At 64.4% G+C, this 24402-nt stretch carries 28 protein-coding genes; 20 read left to right on the top strand and 8 right to left on the bottom strand.

Translation table 11 applies throughout. The features are described 5' to 3' along the window. Positions 1-5: 5 nt before the first annotated feature. Entirely contained in the window at positions 6-749 is a 744-nt protein-coding gene (locus QM590_RS00445) for a polyprenol monophosphomannose synthase (protein ID WP_068050753.1), read from the bottom strand. Positions 750-846: 97 nt separating this feature from the next. Further along, positions 847-1611 (bottom strand): 2-phosphosulfolactate phosphatase, encoded by a 765-nt coding sequence (locus QM590_RS00440; RefSeq protein WP_269593660.1) that lies wholly within the window; start codon positions 1609-1611, stop codon positions 847-849. A 66-nt stretch (positions 1612-1677) separates the two neighbouring features. Here QM590_RS00440 and QM590_RS25905 point away from each other — a divergent pair, with 66 nt between their 5' ends. Both QM590_RS25905 and QM590_RS25900 read left to right on the top strand, forming a co-directional pair. After that, a complete protein-coding gene (locus QM590_RS25905; RefSeq protein ID WP_411741270.1) occupies positions 1678-1872 on the top strand; it encodes a hypothetical protein in 195 nt (64 codons plus the stop codon). Beyond that, the gene (locus QM590_RS25900; protein WP_411741271.1) at positions 1872-2147 is read left to right on the top strand and encodes a hypothetical protein; all 276 of its coding nucleotides are present in this window, start codon (positions 1872-1874) and stop codon (positions 2145-2147) included. The genes QM590_RS25905 and QM590_RS25900 overlap by 1 nt, the downstream gene beginning before the upstream one ends. Before the next feature lie 9 nt (positions 2148-2156). On the opposite strand, the gene QM590_RS00430 is transcribed toward QM590_RS25900, so the two are convergent. Next, the gene (locus tag QM590_RS00430; protein ID WP_068050747.1) at positions 2157-2432 is read right to left on the bottom strand and encodes a hypothetical protein; all 276 of its coding nucleotides are present in this window, start codon (positions 2430-2432) and stop codon (positions 2157-2159) included. Between the two features lie 100 nt (positions 2433-2532). On the opposite strand from QM590_RS00430, the gene QM590_RS00425 reads away from it, so the two are divergent. Both QM590_RS00425 and QM590_RS00420 read left to right on the top strand, forming a co-directional pair. Further along, complete coding sequence (locus QM590_RS00425) at positions 2533-3174, top strand: AMIN-like domain-containing (lipo)protein (RefSeq protein ID WP_269593661.1); 642 nt, start codon at positions 2533-2535, stop codon at positions 3172-3174. A gap of 79 nt (positions 3175-3253) precedes the next feature. Further along, positions 3254-3703: a hypothetical protein gene (locus tag QM590_RS00420; protein WP_269593662.1), complete on the top strand. Its 450-nt coding sequence runs from the start codon at positions 3254-3256 to the stop codon at positions 3701-3703. Position 3704: 1 nt separating this feature from the next. Here the strand turns inward: QM590_RS00420 and QM590_RS00415 are convergent, their stop codons facing one another. Beyond that, positions 3705-4418, bottom strand: coding sequence for an aquaporin (locus tag QM590_RS00415; protein WP_269593663.1), 714 nt, complete (start codon positions 4416-4418; stop codon positions 3705-3707). Continuing rightward, positions 4418-4615: a hypothetical protein gene (locus QM590_RS00410; RefSeq protein ID WP_269593664.1), complete on the bottom strand. Its 198-nt coding sequence runs from the start codon at positions 4613-4615 to the stop codon at positions 4418-4420. The genes QM590_RS00415 and QM590_RS00410 overlap by 1 nt, the downstream gene beginning before the upstream one ends. A gap of 93 nt (positions 4616-4708) precedes the next feature. Here QM590_RS00410 and QM590_RS00405 point away from each other — a divergent pair, with 93 nt between their 5' ends. The 14 genes from QM590_RS00405 to nuoN all read left to right on the top strand — a co-directional run bounded on the left by QM590_RS00405 (position 4709) and on the right by nuoN (position 20167). Then, positions 4709-5068 carry an NADH-quinone oxidoreductase subunit A gene (locus QM590_RS00405; protein WP_032397854.1) on the top strand — a complete coding sequence of 120 codons (360 nt, stop codon included), beginning with the start codon at positions 4709-4711 and terminating at the stop codon, positions 5066-5068. A 72-nt stretch (positions 5069-5140) separates the two neighbouring features. Next, a complete protein-coding gene (locus QM590_RS00400) occupies positions 5141-5695 on the top strand; it encodes a NuoB/complex I 20 kDa subunit family protein (RefSeq protein WP_068050739.1) in 555 nt (184 codons plus the stop codon). After that, on the top strand, positions 5692-6354 hold the full coding sequence (locus tag QM590_RS00395) for an NADH-quinone oxidoreductase subunit C (RefSeq protein ID WP_269593665.1): 663 nt from the start codon (positions 5692-5694) through the stop codon (positions 6352-6354). Before QM590_RS00400 ends, QM590_RS00395 begins: the two co-directional genes overlap by 4 nt. Continuing rightward, positions 6354-7652 carry an NADH dehydrogenase (quinone) subunit D gene (nuoD, locus tag QM590_RS00390; protein ID WP_068050737.1) on the top strand — a complete coding sequence of 433 codons (1299 nt, stop codon included), beginning with the start codon at positions 6354-6356 and terminating at the stop codon, positions 7650-7652. The genes QM590_RS00395 and nuoD overlap by 1 nt, the downstream gene beginning before the upstream one ends. Then, a complete protein-coding gene (nuoE, locus tag QM590_RS00385; RefSeq protein WP_094642105.1) occupies positions 7649-8542 on the top strand; it encodes an NADH-quinone oxidoreductase subunit NuoE in 894 nt (297 codons plus the stop codon). The genes nuoD and nuoE overlap by 4 nt, the downstream gene beginning before the upstream one ends. 1 nt (position 8543) lies before the next feature. Next, positions 8544-9845 (top strand): NADH-quinone oxidoreductase subunit NuoF, encoded by a 1302-nt coding sequence (gene nuoF / locus QM590_RS00380; protein WP_094642103.1) that lies wholly within the window; start codon positions 8544-8546, stop codon positions 9843-9845. Beyond that, on the top strand, positions 9842-12310 hold the full coding sequence (locus QM590_RS00375; protein ID WP_269593666.1) for an NADH-quinone oxidoreductase subunit G: 2469 nt from the start codon (positions 9842-9844) through the stop codon (positions 12308-12310). Before nuoF ends, QM590_RS00375 begins: the two co-directional genes overlap by 4 nt. Before the next feature lie 2 nt (positions 12311-12312). Then, entirely contained in the window at positions 12313-13617 is a 1305-nt protein-coding gene (gene nuoH / locus QM590_RS00370; protein ID WP_269593740.1) for an NADH-quinone oxidoreductase subunit NuoH, read from the top strand. Further along, complete coding sequence (nuoI, locus tag QM590_RS00365) at positions 13610-14155, top strand: NADH-quinone oxidoreductase subunit NuoI (RefSeq protein ID WP_068050732.1); 546 nt, start codon at positions 13610-13612, stop codon at positions 14153-14155. The genes nuoH and nuoI overlap by 8 nt, the downstream gene beginning before the upstream one ends. Continuing rightward, the gene (locus tag QM590_RS00360) at positions 14152-14904 is read left to right on the top strand and encodes an NADH-quinone oxidoreductase subunit J (protein ID WP_269593667.1); all 753 of its coding nucleotides are present in this window, start codon (positions 14152-14154) and stop codon (positions 14902-14904) included. The genes nuoI and QM590_RS00360 overlap by 4 nt, the downstream gene beginning before the upstream one ends. Continuing rightward, positions 14901-15200: an NADH-quinone oxidoreductase subunit NuoK gene (gene nuoK / locus QM590_RS00355; RefSeq protein WP_008717020.1), complete on the top strand. Its 300-nt coding sequence runs from the start codon at positions 14901-14903 to the stop codon at positions 15198-15200. Before QM590_RS00360 ends, nuoK begins: the two co-directional genes overlap by 4 nt. 13 nt (positions 15201-15213) lie before the next feature. Beyond that, entirely contained in the window at positions 15214-17082 is a 1869-nt protein-coding gene (nuoL, locus tag QM590_RS00350; RefSeq protein WP_269593668.1) for an NADH-quinone oxidoreductase subunit L, read from the top strand. Positions 17083-17117: 35 nt separating this feature from the next. Beyond that, entirely contained in the window at positions 17118-18617 is a 1500-nt protein-coding gene (locus QM590_RS00345; protein ID WP_411741279.1) for an NADH-quinone oxidoreductase subunit M, read from the top strand. Further along, positions 18614-20167, top strand: a complete 1554-nt coding sequence (gene nuoN, locus QM590_RS00340) for an NADH-quinone oxidoreductase subunit NuoN (protein WP_269593670.1) — start codon at positions 18614-18616, stop codon at positions 20165-20167. The genes QM590_RS00345 and nuoN overlap by 4 nt, the downstream gene beginning before the upstream one ends. Here nuoN and QM590_RS00335 read toward each other — a convergent pair. Then, on the bottom strand, positions 20097-20657 hold the full coding sequence (locus QM590_RS00335; RefSeq protein ID WP_269593671.1) for a DUF4188 domain-containing protein: 561 nt from the start codon (positions 20655-20657) through the stop codon (positions 20097-20099). The genes nuoN and QM590_RS00335 overlap by 71 nt on opposite strands. 76 nt (positions 20658-20733) lie before the next feature. Between QM590_RS00335 and QM590_RS00330 the strand changes: the two genes are divergently transcribed. Continuing rightward, the gene (locus tag QM590_RS00330; protein WP_269593672.1) at positions 20734-21327 is read left to right on the top strand and encodes a TetR/AcrR family transcriptional regulator; all 594 of its coding nucleotides are present in this window, start codon (positions 20734-20736) and stop codon (positions 21325-21327) included. On the opposite strand, the gene QM590_RS00325 is transcribed toward QM590_RS00330, so the two are convergent. Further along, positions 21321-22241, bottom strand: a complete 921-nt coding sequence (locus QM590_RS00325) for a YdcF family protein (protein ID WP_269593674.1) — start codon at positions 22239-22241, stop codon at positions 21321-21323. The two genes, QM590_RS00330 and QM590_RS00325, sit on opposite strands and share 7 nt — an antisense overlap. Positions 22242-22367: 126 nt before the next feature. Further along, positions 22368-22622: a hypothetical protein gene (locus QM590_RS00320; RefSeq protein WP_068050740.1), complete on the bottom strand. Its 255-nt coding sequence runs from the start codon at positions 22620-22622 to the stop codon at positions 22368-22370. A 279-nt stretch (positions 22623-22901) separates the two neighbouring features. Between QM590_RS00320 and QM590_RS00315 the strand changes: the two genes are divergently transcribed. Further along, entirely contained in the window at positions 22902-24392 is a 1491-nt protein-coding gene (locus QM590_RS00315) for an aldehyde dehydrogenase family protein (protein WP_373454832.1), read from the top strand. Positions 24393-24402 lie beyond the last annotated feature (10 nt).

The following is a 24402-nucleotide window of genomic DNA, read 5'->3' as shown; positions in this document are numbered from 1 at the left end:
TTCGGTCAGAGCTTCTTCTTGCGCAGCAACAGTTTCCAGGGCACCAATGCCGACTCGAGCTGAACCGACAGGCTCATCTTGGATTCGCCCTCGCTGCGCTCCTCGAAGGTGATCGGCACTTCGGCGAGAGTGAGGCCGTGCTTGACGGTTCGGTAGTTCATCTCGACCTGGAATGCGTACCCGTTGCTCTCGACCGAGGCAACATCGATGGTGCGCAGGGTGCGCGCGTGCCACGCCTTGAATCCCGCTGTCGCATCCTTGACGCCGAGGCGCAGGATCGTGTTGACGTAGAAGTTCGCCCATGCGGACAGGGCCTTGCGGTGCCAGGGCCAATCGGCGGCTACTGCTCCGCCCGGTACGTATCGCGATCCGAGGACCACGGCCGCGTCGGTGGTGTTCAGTTTGTCGATCATCGCCGGGATCACCTCGGTGGGGTGCGACAGATCGGCGTCCATCTGAATGACGATGTCTGCACCCTCGTCGAGAGCCCTCGTCATGCCTGCGACGTATGCGCGTCCGAGCCCGTTCTTCTCCGTGCGGTGCAGAACGCTGACCTCGATGGGGCCGTCGATGGCCAACTTGTCGGCGACGTCGCCGGTGCCGTCGGGCGAATTGTCGTCGACGACCAACACACCGAGCCCCTCCACCTGCAACCCCGCCAGCAGCTCGACGAGCTTGGGGAGGTTCTCACGTTCGTTGTACGTCGGTACAACGACGGTGGTCTTCGGGGCGACTCGTTCCGTACTCACCACCGTATGATCCGTGATTCGGGGTTCCGATCCAAATATCGGACACAACCGGCCGTGTCGGGTCGGCATCGTGGGTCGTTTTCGAGCGCCGGTCGACTCATGCCCGAGTCGCGTCGACGAATACGCCGTCGCGCAGAATCGGAACGCTCGAACTCGAATCGACCTCGGCTGCGATGTCCACGTCTTCCGGGTGTCCTATCCCGGCCAGTTCGCGACCGGAGCCGCATTGCCGCAGCTCGGAGCCGACGTCTCGCTCGACGGCTCGCCACGCGGCCGCGGCTGCGCGCGCCTCCGGGGAGACATCGGCAGCTCCGGCGTCGACGAGGGCAGCGATGACTGCACCGGCACCCCACAGATCCTCGACGGCAGGCCGTAGGGATCCGTCCGGCCACTTTTCACCGCCCGCTATGACCGCTGTCACTGCGTTTGGGTTCCTGGCGCGTATCCACTGCGCTACGGCCGATGCGTTTCTGAGCGACGCGCCCACGCACAGCGGGGCCGTGCTCGCGAGCTCGTGGGCGATGGTGGATCCGTTCGGTGACGGCAGCACCAGCCGTGCCGGAGCAGGCGCGGCCCGTACGGTCGCCGGACACAAGCTGATCAGGCCCGGTGAGGCGGCCGACCGCCCCACGGCGAGAACCGCGTCGAACTGCTCGGCCAACTGCGTGGCCCGGTCGTCGCGCCATCGACTGGGGATGACGTCGATGCCTGCGTCCACAGCAACCGTGAGAGTGGTGGTGAAGGACAGGACGTCCACGACGACGGCGACGTCTGCGCCGTCGACGATGGCGTCGGCACCGGACAGACCCCAGTCGAAGCGGAGCCCGAAAGCGTTCTGGGACAGTACGGGGTCGGCCGGCATTGCGGAACGGTATCAACTCCGGTGCCGGTGATACCTTCGGCGCGGGATCGAGTGGGGGAGGAAGACATGCAGCTGGACCTGGACACCAAGGTGATCGTCCTCGTGGCCGGTCTCCTGCTGCTGTGGGCACTGGGGTTGGGGGTGATCAAGTATCACCAGATGTCGACGTCGCCGGATAATCCGAGGACGTTCAACCCTCCGTGTGGTCTTCCGCTGGCACTGCGCATCGTTATGTCGACATCGCCCATCGGGCATCATTGATGTACTCGTTCGCAGCCCTGGTGCTCGCAGTGCTGGCGCAGTTCAGCGCCTGGTCGGTCACGGTGGATCTGATCGCCGCGTCGGTGGTGCTGGTGTTCTTCGTCGCTGCCGTGGTGAGCTACACCGTCCACGGATTTCGGCGAGACACCAAAAACCAGTTCGTCGATCCCGTCCCGGGGACGCACCTGTTCATGGTGTCGTTGATCGTCGCCGAAATCGGCGGTACAGCGGTGCTCGTGGCCGGGTTCGCGTGGGAGCAGTTCGGACGGAGCTGAGACCTGGAGCTATCGAGGGTCCAGGTACAGCTCGGCGGTCTCGGTGGCGACCGCTGACACGGCAGCAGCAAGACCGGGCTCGAGGTCCAGCGCAGTGGCGAGACGTTCTCCGCGCAGCCCTTGCGTTCGGAGTAGGTCCCAGGCCTGTTCCACCAGGCGCACCGAGGTGGGGTGGTCCAACTCGGGACGGTTCGATCGCAGTGCGGTCGCAGCCCAATCCGCGTCGAAAGTCCCGTTGGGCGGACCGAACACACGCTCACCGGACGAATAGCTCTTCGGGTCCATACCCTCTGACGCTAGCAGGATCGGAGGTCGGTGCAATCGTGACCGAATCGCGTCGAGGCAGCACTACCGAACCGATGGGTTTCTTCAGTACGGTGAGGCGATGTACGACGGCCACCGCAGGGCTCCGGTCGCGCTCTCGGCCGTCGGATCACTGATGCTCGGTTTGGCCGCGGGCTGTGCCGGCGCAGGGGGCAGCGGCCCGGTCGACGAGGTCTCGGCCGACACGAACTACACCACGGTCACGGGATCACTGGTCGTCGGTGATCCCATGTCCAATCCCAGGCCGACCGTCGAAGCGCTGCCGCCCGCGGTGACAGAGCTTCCTCCGATCCTCGATGGCGCGCGATTCCCTGGTGCGTCGCCGGTCGGTGTCACCGACGTGCTGGTGGAGGAGTTTTCGGTCGAGTTCGGGTTGGCAGGCAACGGCCCCGTGTCCTATACGGTGCGGTACGTCGACGAGGCCATTCGCTACGGCACCAGTGAACCGCTGGCAGTGCCGGGGAGATCGGTGTTGCAGGTGGACCTGTCGGGTACGTCGACGGACTCCGACGACACCTTCTCTTCGTATGCCGGGCCGGAACGGGTGCGAGGTGGTGCGGAATCTGCGATCGCCTCGGTCGATTTCCTGGCTGATCCCGGCGGAATCTCGCAGGCTTTCATCGGAGTTGCGGCCGATCGACCCGCGTTCACGGTGACAACCACCGAAGAACCTGCCGCGGTCGTCGTCACCGTCGAGAACTGACCGGCGCAGCAACCTCGAATGGACGTCGGCCGTGGCTGTTTCGATCCGTTTGCCGGGGACCGCGCGGTAGCATCGCGATGTGTCCGACGCCACAGCGGGAGCGAGTCCATCCGGTCGTGTCCGCGTGCTCGTGTACAGCAGCAATGCCGCGACCCGGGCCCAGGTGCGGTCTGCCGTCGGAACTCGACCGGATCCCGCACTCGGTGACATCGAGTACGTCGACATCGCCACGGCAGCCGTCGTCATCGAGCACATGGATGCAGGCGATGTCGCGTTGGCGATTCTCGACGGCGAGTCCTCACCTGTCGGTGGTCTGGGTCTGGCGAAGCAGTTGAAGGACGAGATCCTCGACTGCCCACCGGTGTTGGTACTCATCGGACGTCCGGACGATGCGTGGTTGGCCGAATGGTCGCGCGCCGAGGCTGCCGTTCCGCACCCGCTGGATCCGATCCGGCTGGGTCGAGCGGTGGTCGATCTGCTGAAGCAGCACTCGGAACGCGTCGGTGCCCGGGTCTCTCGATCGCGCTAGATCAGACCGTTTTCTCCGATGCGGGCACCGTCAGCACGAACCGATGGATCACGCCGGCGACGACAGCTCCGAGCACGGGGAACACCACGAACACCCACAGCTGGGACAGGGCAGGTCCGCCGGCGAGGAGGGCCGGGCCGAAGGACCGAGCAGGGTTGACCGACGTCGAGTCGATTCCGATGCCCAGCAGGTGAACCACAGTCAGGGTCAGGCCGATCGGAATGCCGGCCGCCACCACGGGGTGAACGGTGGGGGCCGTGGTGGCCAGAACGACGAGGACGAGCAGTCCGGTCGCGACCGTCTCGAACACCGCGACCGACGCCAGCCCGTACCCTCCGGGCGAGGCGCTGCCGAATCCATTGGTGCCCAGACCGTCCGACGCCAAGTCGTATCCGGGACGGCCGGACGCGACGAACAGTACGATCAGCGCGCCGATCAGTGCACCGACGGCCTGAGCGACGATGTAGAACACAGCCTTGATCGGGGTGATGGCGCGAGCGATCAGGGCTCCGATCGTCACAGCCGGGTTGATGTGGCATCCCGAGATCGGTCCGATCGCATAGACCAGCGCGAGCAGCGTGAGGCCGAATGCCAGGGCGATGCCCGGGGTTCCGACGGTGTCGCCCGCGATCACGGCGGTGCCGACGCCGAAGATCACGAGCAGGGCAGTTCCCAGTCCCTCGGCGGCGAGCGCCGAGACGGAAATCGATTTCATCATTTCTCCTGTTCCATGTCGGCAGCCTGGTTCGGCCGGCCGAGATCGTCGGGAGGTTTGTCGTTTTCGTCGGTGCGGATCGCATGGGGCTGACACGTGATCTGAGTCACACTGCATGGGGCGGACGAAGTCGGGTGATCCATGCGCGTCAACGCTTTACGAAAACTGGACTCGTCGAAATCCCGCGAGATCGACACCGAACCCATACTGTGTGGTTCAGGTCACATTGGTACGGCCGTCGCATTTACTACGCGCCGGCGCGGTAGTCGATCGAGGGAGCAGATGCCGGGATGAACGCCTACGTTCCGATCCTCGTTCTCGGTGCCATTGCGGTCGTGTTCGCGGTGTTCTCGGTGATGGTCGGCACCATGGTGGGACCCGCGCGGTACAACCGAGCGAAGTTCGACGCGTACGAGTGCGGCATCGAGCCCACGATGCATGCGCCGACGGGACAACGATTTCCGGTGAAGTTCTACCTGACCGCGATGCTGTTCATCATCTTCGACATCGAGATCGTCTTCCTGTATCCGTGGGCCGTCCATCTCGATGTGCTGGGCGCGTTCGGACTGGTTGCCATGGCACTGTTCGTCGTCAACGTGTCGGTGGCCTACGTCTACGAGTGGCGGCGAGGCGGACTCGGATGGGACTGACGTCCAACCACTGATCGGCGACGGCACGATGCATGGTTCTCACCTCGAACGGATGCGGAAAGAGTGTGATCGATGGGACTCGAAGAGAAGCTACCCAGCGGATTTCTGCTGACCACCGTAGAGGGGTTGGCCGGATATGCCCGTAAGGGCTCGTTGTGGCCCGCGACCTTCGGTCTCGCGTGCTGCGCGATCGAGATGATGGCCACCACCTCCGGTCGGTTCGATCTCGCACGATTCGGCATGGAAGCGTTCCGTGCGTCTCCGCGCCAGGCAGACCTGATGATCGTGGCCGGCCGTGTCAGCCAGAAGATGGCACCTGTGCTGCGGCAGGTGTACGACCAGATGGCGGAACCGAAATGGGTCCTGGCCATGGGCGTTTGCGCGTCCTCGGGCGGAATGTTCAACAACTATGCGGTGGTGCAGGGCGTCGACCACATCGTTCCCGTCGACATCTATCTACCCGGTTGTCCGCCCCGACCCGAGATGCTGCTCAACGCAATCTTGGAGCTGCACAAAAAGATTCAGCAGATGCCGCTGGGTGTCAATCGCGAGCAGGTGCGCGCGGCCGCCGAGGCTGCGGCGTTGGCGTCCACCCCGACCATCGATCTGAAGGGGCTGCTGCGATGACGGCGCACGGACCCCGCGGGATGTTCGGCGTCCGGGGGAGCGGTGACACCTCCGGCTACGGCCGGTTGCAGCCGCCGGTGGCATCGGTGGACACGGCTGTCCGGCCCTACGGCAGCTACTTCGACGCCGTGGTCGACCGATTGGCCGCGGTTCTCGACACCGGTGACGCGGCCGTGCCGTTCGAGGACGCCGTCGAGCGTGCCGTGATCTTTCGCGACGAACTGACGCTGCATCTCTCGCGAGAACACGTGCCCGCCGTGGCCCGCGCTCTCCGTGACGACGAGGAACTGAGATTCGAATTGTGCACGGGGGCATCGGGTGTGCACTACCCGGATCAGGTCGGCCGGGAACTGCGCGCGGTCTACCATCTGGTGTCCATCACCCACGGACGCCGCCTGCGACTCGAAGTCGCTGTGCCCGATGCGGATCCGCACACACCGTCGCTCTGCGCGGTCTATCCGACCAACGACTGGCACGAACGCGAGGTCTACGACTTCTTCGGCATCGTGTTCGACGGTCATCCCGCACTGACGCGGATCGAGATGCCGGACGACTGGATCGGACACCCGCAACGCAAGGACTATCCCCTGGGCGGAATTCCCATCGAGTACAAGGGCGCTCGGGTCGCGCCTCCCAACGAGCGCAGGTCGTACAACTGATGAGCGCAACGGACGAAACCATCTATGCAGTGTCGGGCCAGGACTGGGACGACGTGGTCGAACTTGCGCGCGGGTCGACCACGGAACGCATCGTGGTCAACATGGGTCCGCAGCACCCGTCCACCCATGGTGTGCTGCGGTTGATTCTCGAGATCGAAGGCGAGACCGTCACCGAGGCCCGGTGTGGAATCGGATACCTGCACACCGGTATCGAGAAGAATCTCGAGTATCGCAACTGGACTCAGGGCGTCACGTTCGTCACTCGGATGGACTATCTCTCGCCCTTCTTCAACGAGACCGCGTACTGCCTCGGGGTGGAGAAGCTGCTCGACATCACCGACGACATTCCCGAGCGCGCGACGGTGATCCGGGTGATGCTGATGGAGCTCAATCGGATCTCGTCGCACCTCGTGGCATTGGCCACGGGTGGAATGGAATTGGGTGCCGTGACGGCGATGCTGTTCGGCTTCCGGGAACGCGAACTGATTCTCGACGTCTTCGAGGCCATCACCGGACTTCGAATGAACCACGCCTACATCCGTCCCGGCGGCTTGTCTCAGGACCTGCCCGCCGATGCGATCGACAAGGTCCGCGAGTTGCTGCGGGTTCTTCCCGGACGGCTACGCGATCTCGAACTCATGCTCAACGACAACCCGATCTGGAAGGCCAGAACCGAGAACGTCGGCTACCTGGACCTCACCGGGTGCATGGCCCTCGGCGTCACCGGGCCGGTGCTTCGATCGACCGGACTTCCCTACGATCTGCGCCGGTCCGACCCCTACTGCGGGTACGAGAACTACGAGTTCGATGTCGTCACCGACACCGGATGCGACTGCTACGGGCGCTATCTGATTCGCGTCGAAGAGATGAAGGAATCGCTCAAGATCGTCGAGCAGACTCTCGATCGTCTTCGGCCCGGACCGGTGGTCATCGACGACAAGAAGATCGCCTGGCCGGCCGAACTCGTCTCCGGACCCGATGGTCTCGGCAATTCTCAGGACCACGTGCGCACCATCATGGACACCTCGATGGAGTCGTTGATCCACCACTTCAAATTGGTGACCGAGGGCATGCGTGTGCCGGCGGGCCAAGTTCTGTCCACGGTGGAATCGCCGCGAGGCGAACTGGGTGTGCACATCGTCAGTGACGGTGGAACTCGGCCGTACCGAGTGCATTTCAGAGACCCCTCGTTCACCAACCTGCAGGCGGTTGCCGCGATGTGCGAGGGCGGCATGATCTCCGATGTCATCGCTGCCGTCGCCAGTATCGATCCGGTGATGGGCGGGGTGGACCGATGACCACGCCACGCTCGGAGCCGGTGCTCGTCCAACTCGGAGCTCGCCCCGAGGAAGCAGTCCAGCTGGTCGGCCCCGACGCCCGTGCGTCCTATCCCGCCGACGTGCGTGCTCGCCTGCGCGCCGACGCCGAGATCATCCTGAGTCGTTATCCCCAGGCCCGATCGGCGTTGCTACCGCTGCTGCACCTGGTGCAATCCGAGGACGGATATCTCACGCCGGCCGGAATCGAATTCTGTTCGGACGTAATCGATCTCACCGGAGCAGAGGTCACCGCGGTCGCGACCTTCTACTCGATGTACCGCCGCGAGCCCACCGGAAACTATCGCGTCGGAGTGTGCACCAACACCCTGTGCGCCGTCATGGGCGGCGACGCCATCATGGACGCGCTGCGGGATCACCTCGATATCGACCACGGCGAGACCACCGCCGACGGTGCGATCACCCTCGAGCACATCGAGTGCAACGCCGCGTGCGACTTCGCACCGGTGATGATGGTCAACTGGGAGTTCTTCGACAACAGAACTCCGGCGTCGGCACGGGAACTGGTCGATGCGCTTCGATCCGGTGCGCAGGTGACCCCGACCCGCGGCGCTCCGCTGTGCACGTTCCGCGAGACCGAGCGAATTCTTGCCGGGTTCGCCGACGATCGGCTGGGTGCACTCGAATCCTCCGGCAGCGCAGGCGAAGCCAGTCTCGCGGGTCTGCGGTACGCCCGTGAGCACTCGATGACGGCTCCCCGGGCCGTCACCGGCTCTTCGGACGATCATCCCGATCTCGGTGCCGAAGCAGTGGCGGAAACGGTGCGCGAGAAACCGGCTCCGGCTCCTTCGGCGACCGTTCCACCGCAGCCGAACACCACCGAAACCGATCCACCGACGAAGGGGAAATGACATGGCCCTGACGCCGGTGCTGAGCGAGTTCTGGGGCGAGAAGGACTCGTGGACACTCGACACCTACCGCAGTCACGACGGCTATCGGGGGCTCGAGAAGGCCCTCGCCATGGACCCCGACGATCTCATCGCGTTCGTCAAGGACTCCGGCCTGCGCGGCCGTGGCGGGGCGGGATTCCCCACCGGAACGAAGTGGAGCTTCATTCCACAGGGTGACGGGAAAGCTCACTATCTGGTGGTCAACGCCGACGAGTCGGAGCCGGGCACCTGCAAGGACATGCCCTTGATGATGGCGAGCCCGCACACGTTGATCGAAGGAATCATCATCGCGGCCTACGCAATACGTGCATCGCACGCATTCGTCTACGTTCGCGGCGAAGTGGTACCGGTGCTGCGCAGACTACAGGCCGCAGTTGCCGAGGCCTACGCCGCCGGCTACCTGGGCAAGAACCTCCTCGGATCGGGGTTCGACCTCGAGCTGGTGATCCATGCCGGGGCCGGGGCCTACATCTGCGGCGAGGAGACGGCGCTGCTCGACTCGCTGGAGGGGCGACGAGGTCAACCCCGACTGCGTCCACCGTTCCCCGCGGTGGCAGGCCTGTACGCGCGGCCGACGGTGGTCAACAACGTCGAATCCATCGCCAGCGTCCCGGTGATCCTGCGCAAGGGCATCGAATGGTTCCGGTCGATGGGAAGCGAGAAATCACCCGGGTTCACCCTCTACTCGATCTCCGGCCACGTGTGTCGGCCCGGCCAGTACGAGGCCCCGCTGGGCATCACCCTGCGGGAACTGCTGGACTACGCGGGCGGTATCCGGACCGGTCACGAGCTCAAGTTCTGGACACCGGGAGGATCGTCGACACCGATGTTCACCGGCGAACACCTGGACGTGCCGCTCGACTACGAGGGCGTCGGTGCCGCCGGATCGATGTTGGGTACCAAGGCCTTGCAGATCTTCGACGACACGACCTGCGTCGTGCGAGCAGTGTTGCGATGGACGGAGTTCTACGCTCACGAATCCTGCGGCAAATGCACGCCGTGCCGAGAAGGAACCTACTGGTTGGTGCAGATACTGCGCCGCCTCGACGGCGGAACCGGTACCGAAGCCGACCTCACGACACTGCTCGACATCGCGGACGGCATCGCCGGAAAATCGTTCTGCGCGTTGGGAGACGGAGCCGCAAGCCCGATCGTGTCCTCGCTGAAGTACTTCCGCGACGAATACATCCGACACGTCACCGAACAAGCATGCCCATTCGATCCACACCGATCGACCCTGATGGCAGAGGAGCTGACGTCATGACGGCACCAGCACATGGTCATTCCGCAGGCTCCACTCCTGCTCCTGACCAGTCGGTCACTCCGGTCGACATGGTGACACTGACCATCGACGACCACGAGATCAGTGTTCCCAAGGGCACGTTGGTGATTCGCGCCGCCGAGCTGATGGGCGTGCAGATTCCGCGCTTCTGCGATCACCCGCTGCTCGATCCGGTGGGGGCGTGCCGGCAATGCCTGGTCGACGTCGAAGGGCAGCGCAAGCCGTTGGCGTCCTGCACCACGACAGTGGCCGAGGGCATGATCGTGCGCACCCAGGTGACATCGGAGTCGGCGGAGAAGGCGCAACGCGGCGTCATGGAGCTGCTGCTGATCAACCATCCGCTCGACTGCCCGGTGTGCGACAAAGGCGGTGAGTGCCCACTGCAGAACCAGGCGATGGCTGCGGGCCGGGCCGAGTCCAGGTTCGTCGAGACCAAACGCACGTACCCCAAGCCGATTCCGCTGTCGGCCGAGGTGTTGCTGGACCGCGAACGGTGCGTCCTGTGTGCGCGATGCACTCGCTTCGCAGCTCAAGTGGCCGGGGATCCGTCCATCGAGCTACTCGAACGTGGTGCGATTCAACAGGTGGGGATCTTCGGCGACGAGCCGTTCGACTCCTACTTCTCGGGCAACACCGTGCAGATCTGTCCAGTGGGTGCGCTGACCAACACCGAGTATCGGTTCCGGGCGCGCCCGTACGACCTCACCTCGTCGCCGAGCGTGTGCGAGCACTGCGCAGGGGGCTGTGCTCAACGCACGGACCATCGACGCGGCAAGGTCCTGCGACGGCTGGCCGGTGACGATCCCCAGGTCAACGAGGAATGGAACTGCGACAAAGGCCGGTGGGCAGTCAAGTACGCCACCGAACCCGATCGCATCACCGCGCCGATGATCCGCGACGAATCCGGGGAGCTGATCGAAACGTCGTGGTCGGCTGCATTGGCAGCTGCAGCAACGGGGTTGGCCGCATCGGTCGGACGTGCCGCGGTGCTCGTGGGCGGACGATCGACTCTCGAAGACTCCTACGCCTATGCCAAGTTCGCCCGAAAAGTTCTGGCCACCAACGACATCGACTTCCGCAATCGGGATCACAGCGCCGAGGAAGCAAGTTTCCTGGCCGGTCGTATCGCGGCGACCGGGTTGGGGGTCACCTACTCCGATCTCGAGAACGCCCCCGTGGTGTTACTGGTCGGCTTCGAGCCCGAGGAAGAGTCACCCCTGGTGTTCCTGAGGCTACGTAAGGCGCACCGCACGAGCGCAGTGGTGGTGGCATCGATCGCGCCGTTCTCCACCAGGGGCCTACGGAAGCTGGACGGCGTCCTGCTGCAGTCGGTTCCCGGCGAGGAGCCGGTCTGGCTCGATGCGTTGCACGTCGGCGATCGCGGCACCGAATCGATTGCACACCTCCTCCGGGAGCCCGGTGCGATCGTTCTCGTGGGCGAGCGGCTCGGCTGCGTTCCCGGTGGTCTGGCGGCGGCATCGAAACTGGCGGACGACACCGGCGCGAGCCTGGCCTGGATTCCTCGACGCGCCGGCGAACGCGGTGCGCTCGACGCAGGGGCGCTGCCGAACGTCCTGCCCGGCGGGCGTCCTGTTGCCGATGCGGCTGCGCGCGCCGAGGTGGCCGCGGTCTGGGGAGTGCCCGAGTTGCCGGCGGAGGTGGGCCGCGACACCGCAGCGATCCTGGCCGACGCAGGACCGGATCGCGCTCTGGTCACTGCGGGAATCGATCTCGACGATCTGCCGGACCCCCGGGAGGCACTCGACGCATTGGACCGATCGGCGTTCGTGGTGAGCCTCGAACTGCGCCACAGCGCGGTCACCGAGCGGGCCGACGTGGTGTTCCCAGTGGCACCGGTGGTCGACAAGTCGGGAACTTTCGTCGACTGGGAAGGCCGACCCCGTACGTTCGACACTGCACTCGGTGCAGGCGCGGTGATGCCGGATCAACGCATCCTCGACGCCATCGCCGCGCAGATGGGCGTCGAACTGGCCGTGCCCGACGCGGCAGCGGTACGCGCCGAGATGGCTCGCCTCGGTGTGTGGAACGGCCCGCGCACCGCGGTGGCCCGGGTGGCACCCCGCGCGGACGTTCCGACCCTCGGTCCGGGGCAGGCGATTCTGGCCACGTGGCGGATGCTCATCGATGCGGGACGAATGCAGGACGGGGAGGACAATCTCGCCGCGACCGGTCGCGCACCTACCGTTCGGCTGTCTGCGGCAACGGCCTCGGCGACCGGAGCCGAGACCGGCGATCTGGTGAGTGTTGCGACGGACCGTGGCTCGATCACGTTGCCGCTGACGATCACCGATCTGCCCGACACCGTGGTGTGGATACCGATGAACTCGCCCGGTTCGACGGTGTATCGCTCGCTGGGGGTGCAGTCGGGCGCAGTGGTGAGTATTCGGCATGGTTCTGCGGAACGACCCCAAGGTAGGCAGTCATGATCATGGCCGCGCCGACCGATCTGTCGATGTTCGGCAACGATCCGTGGTGGTTGGTTGTCGGTAAAGCTTTGGCGGTCTTCGTCTTCCTGGTGCTGACACCGCTGGTTGCGATCTACGCCGAACGCAAGATCATGGCGTGGATGCAGATGCGGGTGGGACCCAACCGGGTGGGCCCGTGGGGGCTGTTGCAGTCGCTGATGGACGGGATCAAGCTGGCATTGAAGGAGGGGATCACTCCGACCGGTGTCGACAAGCCGATCTACGTTCTGGCTCCGATCATTTCGGTGGTTCCTGCGTTCATGGCCTTCGCGGTGATTCCGTTCGGTCCCGAGGTGTCGGTGTTCGGTACGACGACGCCGCTGCAGATGACCGACCTGCCGGTGGGTGTTCTGTACATTCTCGCGGTCACGTCGGTGGGTGTGTACGGGATCGTGTTGGCGGGGTGGGCGTCGGGTTCGACGTATCCGCTGCTCGGTGCGCTGCGTTCGACGGCGCAGGTGATTTCCTACGAGGTCGCGATGGGCCTGTCGTTCGCGGCGGTCTTCCTGTACGCCGGGACCATGTCGACTTCCGGAATCGTTGCTGCGCAACAGAACACCTGGTACATCTTCCTGCTGCTGCCGTCGTTCCTGGTGTACGTGACGGCGATGGTCGGCGAGACCAACCGCGCTCCGTTCGATCTGCCCGAGGCTGAGGGTGAGTTGGTGGGCGGATTCCACACCGAGTACTCGTCTCTTCGTTTCGCCATGTTCATGCTCGCCGAGTACATCAACATGGTGACCGTCTCGGCGCTCGCGACCACGCTGTTCCTCGGCGGCTGGCAGGCTCCGATCCCGTTGAGTCTGTGGAGCGGTGCCAATTCAGGGTGGTGGCCGGTGCTGTGGTTCACCCTCAAGGTCTGGGTGTTCCTGTTCGTGTTCATCTGGCTGCGTTCGACGCTGCCGAGGCTGCGCTACGACCAGTTCATGAGCTTCGGCTGGAAGATTCTCATTCCCGTTGCGCTGATCTGGGTGATGGTGATCGCGACGGTGCGGGTACTCGGGGCCGATCGTTACGACGTACCGCTGGTCACGTTTGTCGTGTCGATGATCTTCGCGGTGGCCGTACTGGGTTCACTGCTGCTGATGGTGCGCAGGCGTGCGCGGGAGCGGAACGTGCCGCCTGGTGTGCCCGTTGCCGAGTTCGACGCTGTGGCAGGCGGATTCCCGATACCTCCCATTCCCACCCAGGGCTCGACTTTCCCGAGCCGGCACGCCGGTGTGCGCTCATCCGCCGCCAGGTCACCGAAGGAGAACGCCGATGCCTGAATTTCTCGGTCCCATAGCCGGTTTCGGAGTCACCTTCGCGACGATGTTCAAGAAGGCCGAGACGGAGTTGTATCCGGAGGAGAAGAAGCCGACGGAGGTTCGCTACCACGGTCGTCATCAACTCAATCGGTACGCCGACGGTCTCGAGAAGTGCATCGGTTGCGAACTGTGCGCGTGGGCCTGCCCGGCCGACGCCATCTACGTCGAAGGAGCCGACAACACCGAGACCGAGAGGTTCTCTCCGGGTGAGCGCTACGGCGGGGTCTATCAGATCAATTACCTGCGGTGCATCGGGTGTGGATTGTGTGTGGAGGCCTGCCCGACCAGGGCTCTCACGATGACCAACGAGTACGAACTCGCCGGTGACAACCGAGCCGATCTGATCTACGAGAAGGACTCCCTGCTGGCTCCGCTCGAGCCGGACATGGTGGCCCCGCCGCACGCGATGGCTCCGGGCCGTTCGGCGGAGGACTACTACCGCGGCATCGTCACCGGCGATGAGAAAACAAACGAAACCGAGGGCGGTCCGGTTCGATGACTGCCATCGCTCAGCTCGCCCTCGAGGCCACGTCCACCGGTGAGGCAATGCAGTTCTGGACCCTCGGCGTCGTAGCCGTCATCGGTGCGCTCGGGGTGGTGATGAGTACCAAAGCCGTCTACTCGGCATTGTTCCTCGCCGCAACTATGGTGGTGCTGGCGACCTTCTACATGGCGCAGGGGGCGTTGTTCCTCGGTGTCGTGCAGATCGTCGTCTACACCGGCGCGGTCATGATGCTGTTCCTGTTCGTGCTGATGCTCGTCGGAGTCGACACCTCGGAGTCGCTGACCGAAACCCTGCGCGGGCACCGCATCGCGGCCGTCGTCATCGGAATCGGCTTCGGGCTGTTGATCATCGGGGTGCTGCTGCGCGATTCGGTCCGGAGCGGTCGGCTCGACTTCGCCGGTCTCGACGCCGTCAACTCCACCGGAAACGTCGAGGGCCTGGCCGAGCTGATCTTCGTCGAGTACGTGTGGGCGTTCGAGTTGACCGGGGCACTGCTGATCACTGCCACCATCGGGGCGATGATTCTGGCGCACCGGGAAGCTCTGGGGCCGGTCAAGGGTCAGCGAGAAATGGCCCGGGATCGATTCCGCGATGGTTCGAGGGTGACACCGCTGCCGAGTCCAGGGGTGTACGCCCGCCACAACGGGGTGGATCGCCGCGCTCTGTTGCCCGACGGAACCGAATCCGAGTCCTCCGTCAACGCCATGTTCGCCGATCCTCGGATCGAGCGTGACGAGCGATGAATCCGGAGAACTATCTCTACCTGTCCGTTCTGCTGTTCACGATCGGCGCGGCAGGCGTCATCGTCAGGCGCAACGCCATCATCGTGTTCATGTGCATCGAATTGATGCTCAACGCAGTCAATCTCGCGTTCGTGACGTTCTCCCGCATGCACGGCAATCTCGACGGGCAGTTGTTCGCGTTCTTCACCATGGTGGTCGCCGCTGCCGAGGTGGTGGTGGGCCTGGCCATCATCATGGCCATCTTCCGTTCTCGTCGTTCTATCTCCATGGACGAGAACTCACTGATGAAGAACTGACGGGGGAACAACGATGTCGATCCTGTGGCTTCTTCCGGCTCTGCCGGCGTTCGGTGCGGCGTTCCTGTTGCTCGGTGGCCGGCGCTGCAACTCCTGGGGACATCTGGTCGCGACGGCGGCAGCGGTGTCGTCGTTCGTGGTGGCCGCGGTGGTGTTCGCCTCGATGCTCGGGCGTGACGAGTCGAACAGGACGCTCACCCAGACCCTGTTCCGGTGGGTTCCGGTCGACGAACTGCAGGTCGACTTCGGCTTGCGCGCAGATCAACTGTCGATTTGCTTCGTCCTGCTGATCACCGGAGTCGGGTCGCTCATTCACGTGTACTCCATCGGCTACATGAGCCACGACGCCGAGCGGCGGCGCTTCTTCGCGTACCTCAACCTGTTTCTCGCCGCCATGCTGCTGCTGGTTCTGGCCGACAACTTCCTCGGCCTCTATCTGGGGTGGGAGGGAGTCGGTCTGGCGTCGTATCTGCTGATCGGCTTCTGGCAGCACAAGCCGTCGGCTGCATCGGCTGCCCGAAAAGCGTTCGTGGTCAACCGAGTCGGCGATATCGGCCTGGCCGTTGCGCTGATGATCATGTTCGTGAACTTCGGCTCCGTGCAGTACGACGACGTGTTCGCCGGAATCGGCGAGGCGAGCGAGTCGGTGGCGACCGCCATGGCGCTGATGTTGCTGTTGGCGGCGTGTGGAAAGTCTGCGCAGGTGCCGCTGCAGTCGTGGCTCGGTGACGCCATGGAGGGCCCGACACCGGTGTCGGCATTGATTCACGCGGCCACGATGGTCACGGCCGGGGTGTATCTCATCGTGCGCTCCGGACCGGTGTTCGAGGCGTCGCCCACCGCCCGCACGGCCACCGTCACCGTCGGTGCGGTCACCTTGCTGTTCGGTGCCGTCATCGGTTGTGCGAAGGACGACATCAAGAAGGCGCTCGCGGCGTCGACTATGAGTCAGATCGGGTACATGGTGCTCGCGGCCGGGCTCGGCCCCTCCGGTTACGCCTACGCCATCGTGCTGTTGATCTCGCACGGATTCTTCAAAGCGGGCTTGTTCCTGGGCGCGGGCTCGGTGATGCACGCGATGAACGACGAGACCGACATGCGAAAGTTCGGAGGACTCCGCGCCGCGATGCCGATCACGTTCGTCACGTTCGGCCTCGGCTATCTCGCGATCATCGGACTGCCGCCGTTCTCCGGCTTCTTCGCCAAGGATCCGATCATCGAGGTCGCATTCGCCGCGGAGGGAGCGGCTGGTCCGATTCTCGGCTGCGTGACATTGCTCGGTGCAGGGCTGACGGCCTTCTACATGACTCGGGTGATGCTGTTGACGTTCTTCGGTCCGAAACGCTGGTCAGCGCAGGCACATCCGCACGAGGCGACGGCGACGATGACCGTCCCGATGATCGTGTTGGCCGTCGGCTCGGTGGCGTCGGGAGCCTTCCTCGCGGTTGGTGGGCGCCTCGAGGCATGGCTGGAACCGGTGGTGGGATCGGAACACGAGGAGCACGCGATTCCGGCCTGGGTGGTCACCGTCGCCGTCCTGGTGGTCGTGCTGGCCGGTGCGAGCATCGCGTACCGCAAGTACATCGCGAACGAGGTTCCGCCGACACCACCCGAGGATGTTTCGCCCCTGACCCGAGCTGCACGTGCCGATCTCTACGGCGATGCCGTCAACGAGGCGGCATTCATGCGGCCAGGACAGACACTCACGCGCGCACTGGTGCACGCCGACAACGGTATCGACGCCGTCGTGGACGGGGTGGGGAGCTCGATCGGTGGCGCATCGACGCGGTCCGGACGGCTGCAGACGGGCTATGTGCGCTCGTACGCGTTGGCGATGTTCGCGGGAGCCGTTCTCGTGGTACTGATGGTGGTGGCTCTGTGACGACTCCCTGGTTGACCGTCCTGTGGGTGCTCCCGATGCTCGGAGCGATCGTCGTCGCCCTTGTGCCCGCCGCTCGCCCGACCGTCGCGCGCAGTGTCGCAGTGGGTTTCGCTGCCGGAACACTGGCCGTGTCGGTCGCCCTGGCGGTGTCGTTCGACTCCGGTGGTGATCGGTACCAATTCGTCGAAGACCACTCGTGGATAGCGGCTTTCGGTGCGCGGTACACCCTCGGACTTGACGGAATCGGCCTGGTCCTGGTGTTGCTCACCACCGTTCTGACGCCCCTGCTGCTCGTCGCGGGCTGGTACGACGGCAGTCGCGTCGCGAATTACGGCTCCCGTCGGGTGTCGCACACGTACATGGCGTTGATCCTTGTGGTCGAGTCGATGGTGCTCGTGTCGTTCCTCGCGTTGGACGTTTTGTTGTTCTACATCTTCTTCGAGGCGATGCTGATTCCGATGTACTTCCTCATCGGTGGTTTCGGGGGAGTGCATCGAACGCGCGCCGCGGTGAAATTCCTGTTGTACAACCTGTTCGGCGGTCTGATCATGTTGGCTGCCGTCATCGGCCTGTACGGGGTGACCGCGCGACCCGACGGGCCTTTCGACGGCGGGACATTCGATCTGCGCGTGATTGCCGACGCGGCGGCATCGGGCGGACTCGGTGTGGATCCGATGGTTCTGAACGCACTGTTCCTCGGCTTCATGTTCGCGTTCGCTATCAAGGCACCGTTGTGGCCGTTCCACTCGTGGCTACCCGACGCCGCAGTGCAGTCCACGCCCGCGACTGCGGTGCTGATGATGTCGGTGGTGGACAAGGTCGGCACGTTCGCGATGCTGCGGTTCTGTCTCGAACTCTTTCCCGGCTCGTCGCAGACGTTCGCGCCGTGGATCATCACTCTCGCGGTCATCGGCATCGTCTACGGCGCGATACTGGCGATCGGCCAGACCGACATGATGAGACTGATTGCCTACACGTCGATTTCGCACTTCGGATTCATCATCCTCGGTATCTTCGCCATGACCGGTCAGAGTCAGGCCGGTGCCACGCTGTACATGGTCAACCATGGAATCTCCACGGCCGCACTGTTCTTGATCGCAGGCTTCCTCGTGTCGCGTCGAGGATCACGAGCGATCGCCGACTACGGCGGTGTGCAGAAGGTGGCACCGGTGCTCGCCGGAACGTTCCTGATCTCGGGACTCGCCACGCTCTCGCTACCGGGCCTCGCCCCGTTCGTGAGCGAATTCCTCGTGCTGATCGGCACGTTCGGTCGATACGGAGTCGCCGCGATAGTGGCCGCCGGAGCCCTCGTGCTGTCGGCGATCTACATACTGTGGCTCTACCAACGCGTCATGACCGGGCCGGTCCGGGAGGGCAACGAGACGGTGCCCGATCTCGTTCGCCGCGAGCTGGCCGTGGTGGTGCCGTTGATCGCGTTGCTGATCGTGCTCGGGGTGTATCCGAAACCCGCGCTCGATGTCATCACTCCGGCAGTGCAATCCACGATCGTCGACAGTTCAGGAGGTCAGCGATGACCACACCCGAGGTGCAGTACGGTCTGCTGGCACCGATGCTGATCGTGTTCTCGGTCGCAGTTCTCGGTGTTCTCGTCGAGGCGTTCGTGCCGCTGCGGGCCCGTCGGATCACGCATGTGGGTCTCGCTCTCGCGGGACTGGTGGCGGCGCTGGCGGCCATCCTGGGTCTGGCAGGCACCGAGGCGTCGGCGATGTCCGGCGCGGTCGCGATCGACGGGCCGACGCTGTTTCTGCAGGGAACCATTGTGCTGGTGTCGATTCCGGCGATCGCGCTGTTGGCGGAGCGCACCGTTGCAGTCACCGGGGCCGGTGCCGAGCGTCGCATCGATTCGTTCACCCCGCAGGCATCGACCACTCCGGGCAGCGTGGCGGAGAAGGAGGCGATAGACGCAGGCGTCGCCCAGACCGAGGTGTTTCCTCTGGCGATGTTCGCGATCGGCGGCATGTTGCTGTTTCCGGCGTCCACGGATCTGTTGACGATGTTCGTGGCGCTTGAAGTGCTGTCCTTGCCGCTGTATCTGCTCTGCGGACTGGCCCGACGACGTCGGTTGCTCTCGCAGGAAGCTGCCCTCAAATATTTTCTGCTGGGCGCGTTCTCGTCCGCATTCTTCCTGTTCGGGGTTGCCTTCCTGTACGGGTACGCCGGAACCGTTCGGTTGGACGGCATCGCCGACGCCATCGCGGTGGACGGTCAGGGCAGATCGCTCGCGCTGATCGGAACCGCCCTGCTCGCAGTGGGTCTGTTGTTCAAGGTCGGTGCTGTGCCGTTTCATTCGTGGATTCCCGACGTCTACCAGGGTGCCCCCACTCCAGTGACAGCTCTGATGGCCACGGTGACCAAGGTCGCGGCGTTCGGTGCGATTCTTCGCATCTTCGGGGTGGCGCTTCCCGGTCTCGAATCGAGTTGGCGGCCGATGCTGTGGGTCGTGGCCATCGCGACCATGGTGCTGGGTTCGGTTGTCGCGGTGACGCAGACCGATGTCAAACGGATGCTGGCGTACTCGTCCGTCGCGCACACCGGATTCATCCTCACCGGAGTGACGGCACTGGGTGATTCGGGTGATTCCGGTGTGTCGGCCACGATGTTCTATCTGCTGGCCTACGCCTTCAGCACTCTCGGAGGGTTCGCGATCATCGGGTTGGCGCGCGACGAGCGCGGTGAAGTGAGTGATCTGGATCGGTGGGCCGGAATCGGCCGTCGCTCACCGCTGGTCGCGGCAGTGTTCGGGTTGTTCCTGCTCTCGTTCGCCGGCATTCCACTCACCAGTGGGTTCATCGGCAAGTTCGCGGTGTTCAGCGCTGCCTCGGGCGCTGGGGGAGCGGCACTGGTCGTGGTCGGAGTGGTGTGCAGCGCGATTGCAGCGTTCTTCTACGTGCGGGTTATCGTGCTCATGTTCTTCACCGATCCGGGAGAGCGGACCGCCACGATCGTGCGGCCGACGGCGTCGGTGTCGTGCGCGATCGGGGTCTCGGTGGTGGTCACCGTGGCCCTCGGAGTCTTCCCGCAGCCCGTTCTCGATCTCGCTGCGCGTGCCGGGAACTTCCTGTAGCCGTCGAGCAATCAGTTCGGAGACTCATTCGCTGCTTCCACGTGTGCGAGCCGGTACCGACCGGGAGTCCACCGATGGCTCCCGCGAGTCCGAACGTAGGCATGTTGACGTAGATCGCCTCACTGTTCTGTGCTGTCGCGGTATAGGTTTCGTGCCACACACCGACATGGCGGGTTGCGGCTACCGATCGATTGAAGGCGCGCCAGGCGGGTGCATGTGGTGCGTCGGGGTCGGAGGCGAACCGGGTGAGGTCCTCGGCGTTGCGCCAATAGCTGACCAGCATGGTGGTGCGTCCCAACCACGAGTGGTAGCCGAGCAGCCCGGATGCGGGATCCCGCTCGAGATGGCCGAGCATCCGCGGCATCGCCCGCACCGCGGGTAACCAGGAGCGAACGGCAAGGGGATTGTTGATGCGCATTCCGATGAGGAAGACCGTGACGGTGTCTCGTTCGGATTCGACCGTGGTGCGGCCGTCGATGATGGTTGGCATGACTTGTTCCGGTCCTTTCGATGATCGAAGCGTTGTGTGACACTGTTATAAAACACCGTTGTGGTAGGTTTCGCAAGTGGCGAGACCAAGAATTCACGACGCCGAGTTGCGGACCCGGCTACTCGAGGCCGCGGCGGAAACCGTTGCGCAGCAAGGCGTCGACTCGTTGTCACTACGTAAACTCGCGGCTGCGCAGAGCACCTCGACCACCGCGATCTACTCACTGTTCGGTGGTCGCGCCGAGCTGCTCGTGGCACTGTTCGCCACGTCGTTCTCGAGTTTCGGGGACGCTCAGCGCGAGGTTCCGGTCACCGGCGATCCCGAGGTCGATCTGCGTGCACTGGCTATCGCGTACCGAGACTGGGCGCTACGCAATCCGCATCTGTACGCGGTGATGTTCGGCGGAGTACTCGGTTCGATCGATGTATCCGACGAGGCGCAACTCGCATCCGCGGCTATGGACCCGCTCCGGGCGGCGGTGGCAAGCGCCGTTGCGGACGGCATCATGGCCGGGGCGCCGGTCGAGTTGATCAGCCACTCGTTCTGGGCGATCGTGCACGGTCTGGTGTCGTTGGAACTGGCGATGCCGACGAACTCCGACGACGAGACCCGTCGGGCGATGTTCGAAGCCGGAACGGAGTCGGTGCTGCGAGGGTGGACGCGTCAGTAGGTGCGCGGGATCCCGAGGATCTTGGTGGCATCGACGGTCATGCCCAACCGTGCCGTCGGAGCGAGTGCAGGCAGATCCGGAAGATCGTCGGGAGTTGCTGTCGCAGCGCCGATCACAGCGCCGCCCGCGATCTCGAAGTCGGAGATCGCTCGTCGAAGATGACTGGGGGTCGTCGCCAGCACGAGATCGTCGACGCCGATCTCGGCGGCCAGTGCGGTGGCGCGCTGTGCGTTCTGCACCGTCGAATTCGCGGTCGATTCGGTGTGAATGCGGTCGGCCGCGATGCCTTCCTCGACGAGCCATCGCTGCATCGCCTCGGCCTCGGTGACGCCGCTCTGCGGATTTCCGCCGGTGACGATGATGGGGGACTCGGGGGAGCGCTCCGCCGCGACGACGGCCGAGCGGAGACGCTCCACCAACTCCTGGGTCGTGCTGCCGTCGCCGTTCAGGCCCAGACCGAGTACCACGATCGCGGTGCGGGGTCCGTCGGTGATCGGGTCGAAGTCGATTGTCTCCGTCGCGGCTTCGTCGATGACGGCGATGGCCCGGTCGACTGCATCGGCGAGGGCGGGAGACAGCGTGTGCAGGCGAGCCGAGTGTTGCGCACGCGCATCGGTATCGGCGGTCGCGTTGGCATAGAACGTTTGCAGCGCTGCCACGTTGGCGTCGTCCGGGGCGGCGAGTACGAGTGCGTCGAGGGCAGCGAAACCGTCGTCGTAGCGCCCCTTCACCAGTGCGTCCTGCGCGCCGTTGTACTGATCTGCGTCGGCCGAGCGGACCGACTCGGCGGCGGTTGCCGGGGCCGACGCCTCGGGATCGGCCACTGCCGTGAACGAGCCGAAACCGACGGCGAGGGCAGCGGCACAGGACACGACGGCAACGCGAACGGTCGGGTGTCCTCGGCCTTGTCGCACTGCTGACGTCCTTCCGAACGGTGACGGGTTTCCGACACCCTAGCTCAGTTCGGTGCCAGTGTGACTGGTGTGCGCAGAGTTGTTCGAGTTACACGAATGTACTTCTGAGCAGGGATTGTCCTGCCCTCACATCGTGACGGGGGCGCGTCCGCGATCGGCGGGTTCGATGGTCACCTCGGCATCGGGAAGGAACACCCGTTCGGTCGTCGTGGTTCCGTCGACGCCGTCGGTCACCGTCACCGCCACGCTCTCGGCAACCTGGCCCGCGCTCTCGATGAACCCGGTCGCGACACCCTCCTCTATGAGCAGGTGATCACCCACCAGGAGAAGAAGCTCGTCCGCCGTCACCGTTCGTCTGCCGCCCACATCTTCGATAGTCATGATTCCCACCGTAATGCGCTGCGCTGCGCAGTGCTGTTGCATGTCCGACACAGTGCCGTCGCATGTTCGACAATCGCAGCAGGAAAAGGGCGGAGGCCAATGCCTCTCAGCGGGGAGGACGGTATGTTCGCGCATCGGTCCGCGGGAAGACGAGGTTCACGAACGGATCGACGGGACCGCCGGGCGCTGAGGGCATAGCGTAGACACACGACACGGCCCCCCCATACGGAAGAAGGTGTTTCGGTGACCGACTCCGATGCAGGATTCGACCCGACCGCGCTGCGGCCCTCGTTGTTCGTCGACGGGCAGTGGCAGGGATCCGGTGACGGCGGAACCCGAGACATCGTGAACCCCGCGGACGGCAGCACGGTCGCCGTCGTGGACGAGGCAACTCCGGACGATGCTCTGCGCGCGGTGGCCTCGGCGCGGGCGGCGTTCGACGACGGGCCGTGGCGGTCGGTGACGGTGGGTGAGCGCAGCAATCTGTTGAATCGCATCGCAGATCTGCTCCAGAGAGACAAGGCCGAGCTCGCGCGTATCGAGACTCTCGATACCGGAAAAACGTTCGGCGAGAGTGAAATCGACATCGACGACGTGACGTCGGTCTTTCGCTTCTATGCCGATCTCGCAGTGGTCGAGGCCGATCGTCTGATCGACGTCGACCGACCCGAAATCATCAGCCGAGTGGTGCACGAACCGATCGGCGTCTGCGTCATGATCGCGCCGTGGAACTATCCGCTGCTGCAGATCTCGTGGAAGATCGCCCCGGCGCTGGCGGCCGGCTGCACGATGGTGCTCAAGCCGAGCGAGGTGACTCCGCTCAGCACCATCGCGTTCACCAAGTTGGTGGAAGAAGCCGGAGTGCCGGCCGGTGTGGTCAACCTGCTGCAGGGCAGCGGCGCGGTTCTCGGGGACGCGCTCACCAGGAACCGCGACGTCGACTTCATTTCCTTCACCGGTGGGCTGGCGACAGGTAGGCACATCTTGGCCGCGGCGGCCGAGAACGTCACCAAGGTGGCCGTCGAGCTCGGTGGCAAGAATCCACATATCGTGTTCGCCGACGCGGTGGCCGACGATCAGGCATTCGCCGACTCGGTCGACAACGTCCTGACCGGAGTCTTTCTGCATTCGGGTCAGGTGTGTTCGGCAGGCACCCGGCTCATCATCGAAGAATCGGTCGCCGACCGTTTCGTTGCTGCCGTTGCCGAACGTGCGAAGACCATCGTGATCGGCCCGGGTATGGACCCGGCCAGCGAGACCGGACCGCTCGTGTCGCAGGCTCAGCGAGAGAAGATCGCAGCCTTCGTCGCGGGCGGAATCGAAGAAGGTGCGACGTTGGTCATCGGTGGCACCGAACCGGACAATCCGGAACTGGATGCCGGCAGCTACTTTCTGCCCACGATTTTCGACCATTGCGATCGGTCGATGAATATCGTGCAGGAGGAGACATTCGGGCCCATACTCACTGTGGAACGCTTCGACACCGAGGCCGAAGCACTCCTGCTGGGCAACGATACGAATTACGGTCTCGCCGCGGGAGTTCGGACATCCGACGCCGCGCGAGGCGAAAGAATGGTGCGTGGGCTTCGCCATGGAACGGTGTGGCTCAACGACTTCGGTGTCTACACCGCGGCCGCAGAATGGGGCGGTTTCAAGCAATCCGGCAACGGCCGCGAACTCGGTCCGTCCGGAATGTCTGAATATCAAGAGGCGAAGCATATTTGGCACAACACCTCGCCCACGGCGGCGGGGTGGTTCGGCACCCGATAAAGAAAAGATC

It is taken from the genome of Rhodococcus sp. IEGM 1372, assembly GCF_030056835.1.
GTDB lineage: Bacteria > Actinomycetota > Actinomycetes > Mycobacteriales > Mycobacteriaceae > Rhodococcoides.
Note: the sequence above shows the minus strand (reverse complement) of the source record. Positions and strands in the feature narration are given on the sequence as shown.

Excerpts from the sequence above, each read along its gene's own strand:
- QM590_RS00425 (WP_269593661.1), top strand. The coding sequence starts at position 2,533 with ATGTACGACGGCCACCGCAGGGCTCCGGTCGCGCTCTCGGCCGTCGGA.
- QM590_RS00345 (WP_411741279.1), top strand. The coding sequence starts at position 17,118 with ATGCTCGGAGCGATCGTCGTCGCCCTTGTGCCCGCCGCTCGCCCGACC.
- nuoL (WP_269593668.1), top strand. The coding sequence starts at position 15,214 with ATGTCGATCCTGTGGCTTCTTCCGGCTCTGCCGGCGTTCGGTGCGGCG.
- QM590_RS00320 (WP_068050740.1), bottom strand. The coding sequence starts at position 22,622 with ATGACTATCGAAGATGTGGGCGGCAGACGAACGGTGACGGCGGACGAG.
- QM590_RS00405 (WP_032397854.1), top strand. The coding sequence starts at position 4,709 with ATGAACGCCTACGTTCCGATCCTCGTTCTCGGTGCCATTGCGGTCGTG.
- QM590_RS00335 (WP_269593671.1), bottom strand. The coding sequence starts at position 20,657 with ATGCCAACCATCATCGACGGCCGCACCACGGTCGAATCCGAACGAGAC.
- QM590_RS00360 (WP_269593667.1), top strand. The coding sequence starts at position 14,152 with ATGACTGCCATCGCTCAGCTCGCCCTCGAGGCCACGTCCACCGGTGAG.
- QM590_RS00430 (WP_068050747.1), bottom strand. The coding sequence starts at position 2,432 with ATGGACCCGAAGAGCTATTCGTCCGGTGAGCGTGTGTTCGGTCCGCCC.
- QM590_RS25905 (WP_411741270.1), top strand. The coding sequence starts at position 1,678 with ATGCAGCTGGACCTGGACACCAAGGTGATCGTCCTCGTGGCCGGTCTC.
- QM590_RS00375 (WP_269593666.1), top strand. The coding sequence starts at position 9,842 with ATGACGGCACCAGCACATGGTCATTCCGCAGGCTCCACTCCTGCTCCT.
- QM590_RS00395 (WP_269593665.1), top strand. The coding sequence starts at position 5,692 with ATGACGGCGCACGGACCCCGCGGGATGTTCGGCGTCCGGGGGAGCGGT.
- QM590_RS00415 (WP_269593663.1), bottom strand. The coding sequence starts at position 4,418 with ATGAAATCGATTTCCGTCTCGGCGCTCGCCGCCGAGGGACTGGGAACT.
- nuoF (WP_094642103.1), top strand. The coding sequence starts at position 8,544 with ATGGCCCTGACGCCGGTGCTGAGCGAGTTCTGGGGCGAGAAGGACTCG.
- nuoI (WP_068050732.1), top strand. The coding sequence starts at position 13,610 with ATGCCTGAATTTCTCGGTCCCATAGCCGGTTTCGGAGTCACCTTCGCG.
- nuoE (WP_094642105.1), top strand. The coding sequence starts at position 7,649 with ATGACCACGCCACGCTCGGAGCCGGTGCTCGTCCAACTCGGAGCTCGC.
- nuoK (WP_008717020.1), top strand. The coding sequence starts at position 14,901 with ATGAATCCGGAGAACTATCTCTACCTGTCCGTTCTGCTGTTCACGATC.
- nuoD (WP_068050737.1), top strand. The coding sequence starts at position 6,354 with ATGAGCGCAACGGACGAAACCATCTATGCAGTGTCGGGCCAGGACTGG.
- nuoH (WP_269593740.1), top strand. The coding sequence starts at position 12,313 with ATGGCCGCGCCGACCGATCTGTCGATGTTCGGCAACGATCCGTGGTGG.
- QM590_RS00400 (WP_068050739.1), top strand. The coding sequence starts at position 5,141 with ATGGGACTCGAAGAGAAGCTACCCAGCGGATTTCTGCTGACCACCGTA.
- nuoN (WP_269593670.1), top strand. The coding sequence starts at position 18,614 with ATGACCACACCCGAGGTGCAGTACGGTCTGCTGGCACCGATGCTGATC.
- QM590_RS25900 (WP_411741271.1), top strand. The coding sequence starts at position 1,872 with ATGTACTCGTTCGCAGCCCTGGTGCTCGCAGTGCTGGCGCAGTTCAGC.
- QM590_RS00440 (WP_269593660.1), bottom strand. The coding sequence starts at position 1,611 with ATGCCGGCCGACCCCGTACTGTCCCAGAACGCTTTCGGGCTCCGCTTC.